Annotated in this window: 3 protein-coding genes and 1 pseudogene; all 4 read left to right on the top strand. The window is 67.4% G+C overall.

Going from position 1 to position 4,240, the window contains the following annotated elements:
• A pseudogene (locus tag Q0U08_RS18135) lies at positions 1-308 on the top strand (protease modulator HflK); the annotation flags it as partial.
• Positions 305-1,171 (top strand): protease modulator HflC, encoded by an 867-nt coding sequence (gene hflC, locus Q0U08_RS18130; RefSeq protein ID WP_298093074.1) that lies wholly within the window; start codon positions 305-307, stop codon positions 1,169-1,171. The pseudogene Q0U08_RS18135 and the gene hflC, both read left to right, overlap by 4 nt.
• Before the next feature lie 140 nt (positions 1,172-1,311).
• A complete protein-coding gene (locus Q0U08_RS18125) occupies positions 1,312-2,844 on the top strand; it encodes a Do family serine endopeptidase (protein WP_298093072.1) in 1,533 nt (510 codons plus the stop codon).
• A gap of 107 nt (positions 2,845-2,951) precedes the next feature.
• Positions 2,952-4,240 (top strand): helicase HerA-like domain-containing protein (locus Q0U08_RS18120; RefSeq protein WP_298093070.1); only part of this gene is annotated, 1,289 nt, incomplete at its 3' end.

Raw genomic sequence — 4,240 nt, 5'->3', positions numbered from 1 at the left:
CGGCAGCGCAGCAGGAGGCCGCCGCCGCGCTGAACCAGGCGCGGTCGTACCGGCAGCAGGTGATCGCCGCCGCGCAGGGCGAGGCCGCGTCGTTCGACAAGGTCTATGCCGAGTACCGGCTGGCGCCCGAGGTGACGCGCCGCCGCATGTATTACGATACGATGGAGGCCGTGCTGGCCAAGACGGACAAGACGATCGTGGAAACGCCGGGCGGCGTGGTGCCATATCTGCCGCTGCCCCCGACGGCGCGGCGCGTGCCCGATGCGGCCACGACGACGCCGGCCCCGGTGCAGGAGGGCGGCCAGTGAACGGCCTGTCGCTCCGCAACCCGGTGGTGCTGGGAGTGATCGCACTGCTTGCCGTCATTCTGGCGGCGGCCACCTTTGCGATCGTCCCGGAAACGAAGCAGGCGGTCGTGTACCGCTTGCAACAGCCGATCCGGGTCATCAACCGGTACCAGCCGGGGCAGGAACTGGGCCAGACCGGCGCCGGCCTGATCATGCGGCTGCCATTCGTCGACCGGATCGTCTGGGTCGAGAAGCGGGTGCTGGACCTCGACCTGGAGAACACGCAGGTGCTGTCGACCGACCAGTTGCGGGTCAATGTCGATGCGTTCGCCCGCTTCCGGGTGGTCGATCCGCGGCTGATGCTGGCGACGGCGGGCAGCGAGGACGGGGTGGCCAACCAGCTCCGCCCGATCTTCGGCTCGGCGCTGCGCAACGAACTGGGCAAGCGGCGCTTTGTTGAACTCCTCAGCCCCGAGCGCGGGCGGGTGATGGACGCGATCCAGGAGGGGTTGCAGCGCGTGGCGCAGCAATATGGCGTGCAGATCGTCGACGTCCGCATCAAGGAGGCCGACTTGCCGCAGGGCACGCCATTGCAGAGTGCGCTGCGCCGGATGCAGTCGGCGCGTCAGCAGGAGGCGATCACCATCGCGGCCGAGGGACAGAAGCAGGCGCAGATCGTGCGCGCCGAGGCGGATGCGGAGGCTGCGCGGATCTACGCCGGTGCGTTCGGCAAGGATGCCGATTTCTACGACTTCTACCGGGCGATGCAGTCCTATCGCCGGACGTTCGGCGCCGATGGCCGACCGGCTCCGGAAGGTTCGACCTCGATCATCATGTCGCCAAACAACAGCTATCTGAGGGAGTTCGAGGGACGCGGGCGATGAGGGTATGATGCGGCCCTAATCTTTGGCCGCATCGGACCTGATCCGCTGTCCATTCGTTCATATTCAAGCAGGGTTCAGCCGAAGCGTGGCAAATAGGCCACGATTTGCAGAATTCTTCATCTGAGAGGAACACCCTAGACGTGCGTTACGCCTACGCCATTACCAGTGCGCTCCTCCTCGGCGGTGCGACCGCGACCCTGGCGCTGCAGCCGGGCAACGCGCAGGTCGCGCAGAACGAGCCCGGTTCCATCCAGGCGGTCGCTCCGCGCCAGGGCGCACCGATGAGCTTTGCCGACATGGTCGCCAAGTTGCAGCCGGCCGTGGTCAACATCTCCACCAAGCAATCGATCACGGTGCGCCAGCAGGCGAACCCGTTCGCCGGCACGCCGTTCGAGGGGCTGTTCGGCCAGTTCGGTGCCCCCGGCGGCGGCGGGGCGACCCCGCAGAAGCGCGAGGGCGCCTCGCTCGGCTCCGGCTTCATCATCTCGCCGGACGGCTATGTGGTGACCAACAACCACGTCATCGCGCCGGCGCAGGGTGCCCAGGTCGATTCGATCACCGTCACGCTGCCCGATCGCAAGGAATATACCGCGAAGGTGATCGGGCGTGACGAGACGTCCGATCTGGCGCTGCTCAAGATTCAGGCGACCGATCTGCCGTTCGTGCGCTTCGGCGATTCGGCACGCGCGCGGGTCGGCGACTGGGTGGTCGCGATCGGCAATCCGTTCGGGCTGAACTCTACGGTGACCGCGGGCATCGTTTCGGCCGTGCACCGCGTGACGGGGCAGGGCGGGGCGAACGACCGCTTCATCCAGACCGATGCGGCGATCAACCAGGGCAATTCCGGTGGCCCGATGTTCGACATGAACGGCAACGTCATCGGCATCAACAGCCAGATCTTCTCGCAGTCGGGCGGCAATATCGGCATCGGCTTCGCGATTCCCGCCGAAGACGCCAAGCCGATCATCGACACGATGCGTCGTGGCGAGAAGATCGAGCGTGGGTATCTGGGCGTGTCGATCGGCGGGCCCGTCACCGATGATGTCGCGGCGTCGCTGGGCATCCCGAAGAACCAGGGCGAGGTCATCGCTCGCGTCGAGCCGAACGGCCCGGCGGCGAAGGCGGGCCTGCGCGGGTTCGACGTCGTGACCAAGGTCAACGGCCAGGCGGTGAACCCGGATTCGACGCTGTCCTATCTGGTGGCGAACGTAAAGCCGGGGTCGCAGGTGCGCCTCGACGTGCTGCGTAACGGCAAGCCGGTGACGGTGACCGCGACCGCGGCGGTGCGTCCTTCGAACGAGGAACTGACCGCGCTGGCCGGCGGCGATGCCAATGCCTTCCCGGAATCGGATGACGAGGCCGAGGTTCCGGCCGCAGCGGGCAACGGCATCGGCCTGACCGTGCAGCCGCTGACTCCGCCGATCGCGCGCGCTGTCGGTGTCGATTCGACGGTGCAGGGCGTGGTGATCGCGGCGGTCGATCCGTCGAGCGACGCGGCCGGCAAGCTGAAGCGCGGTGACGTGATTTCGGCGATCAACGGCGCGCAGGTCCGTGCGGCTGCTGACGTGCAGCGGGTGGTGGCCGAGGCCAAGTCGGCCGGGCGTACGCAGGTGCTGATGCTGGTGCAGCGTGCTCGCGGCCAGCAGGGCCTGATCCCGGTGAAGATCAAGTAAGGCGTGAAGATCAAGCAGGCATAAGGCTTCAGCGCCTGACGCAAGGGACCGTCGCGGGATACCGCGGCGGTCCTTTTCTTCTGGGGCGGGCGCGATAGGCTGGCGCGATGGACGGCATCTTTCTTGGCTCCGATGGGGCGACGCCCCAGATCCTCGACTTGCACCGCGCCAATCGGCACGGCCTGATCGCAGGCGCGACCGGCACGGGCAAGACGGTGACGTTGCAGAGGATGGTCGAGGGCTTCGCCCGGGCCGGCGTGCCGAGCTTCGTCGCGGATGTGAAGGGCGACCTGTCCGGGCTGGGCATGCCGGGATCGCCGACCGCCAAAGTGCATGGTGCCTTTGCCGCACGGGCGAGCGAAATGGGCCTGACCGACTGGGCCTATGCCGCGATACCGGTGCAATATTGGGACCTGTTCGGGCGACAGGGGCATCCCGTGCGGGCGACGGCAAGCGAGATGGGGCCCGTGCTGCTTGCCCGGATGATGGGCCTGAACGACGTGCAGGAGGGGGTGCTGACCATCGCCTTCCACCTGGCGGATCGCGAAGGCCTGTTGTTGCTCGATCTGGACGATCTACAAGCCATGCTCGCGGCCTGCGCCGCGCGGGCGGACGAACTGACCGCGACCTATGGCAACGTGTCGAAGCAATCGGTCGGCGCGATCCAGCGGGCGCTGTTGCAGTTGCGGTCGCAGGGCGGGGAGCATTTCTTTGGCGAGCCGGCACTGGCGCTGACCGACCTGATCCGCACCGACGAGGCGGGGCAGGGGGTGGTCAACATCCTGGCGGCGGACCAGTTGATGGCGAGCCCGAAGCTGTACGCGACCTTTCTGCTCTGGCTGCTCTCCGAACTGTTCGAGCAACTGCCGGAGGTGGGCGATCCCGACAAGCCGGTGTTCGTCTTCTTCTTTGACGAGGCGCATCTGCTGTTCGACGATGCGCCGCCTGCCCTGATCGAGAAGATCGAGCAGGTGGTGCGCCTGATCCGGTCCAAGGGCGTCGGCGTGTATTTCATCACCCAGAACCCGGTCGATGTGCCGGAGCGGATCGCGGGGCAGTTGGGCAACCGCGTGCAGCATGCGCTGCGTGCGTTCACGCCGCGCGATCAGGCGGCGGTGCGGTCGGCGGCGGAGACGTTTCGTGCCAATCAGGGGGTGGATGTCGCCGCGGCGATTACGGAGTTGAAGGTGGGTGAGGCGCTGGTGTCGCTGTTGCAGGCGGACGGATCGCCGGCGCCGGTGACGCGCACGCTGATCGCGCCGCCAGTCAGCCGGGTGGGGCCGGTGACGCCGGAGGAGCGGCGGGTGTTGATCGACACCGATGCGGTGGGCGGGACGTACGACGCAGCGATCGATCGCGAATCGGCGGAGGAGGTGCTGGCGGCGAAGGCGGATGC

The organism is uncultured Sphingomonas sp., assembly GCF_946477935.1.
Taxonomy (GTDB): Bacteria; Pseudomonadota; Alphaproteobacteria; order Sphingomonadales; family Sphingomonadaceae; genus Sphingomonas.
The sequence above is the reverse complement of the archived record's forward strand: the minus strand, read 5'-3'. Positions and strand labels throughout refer to the sequence as shown.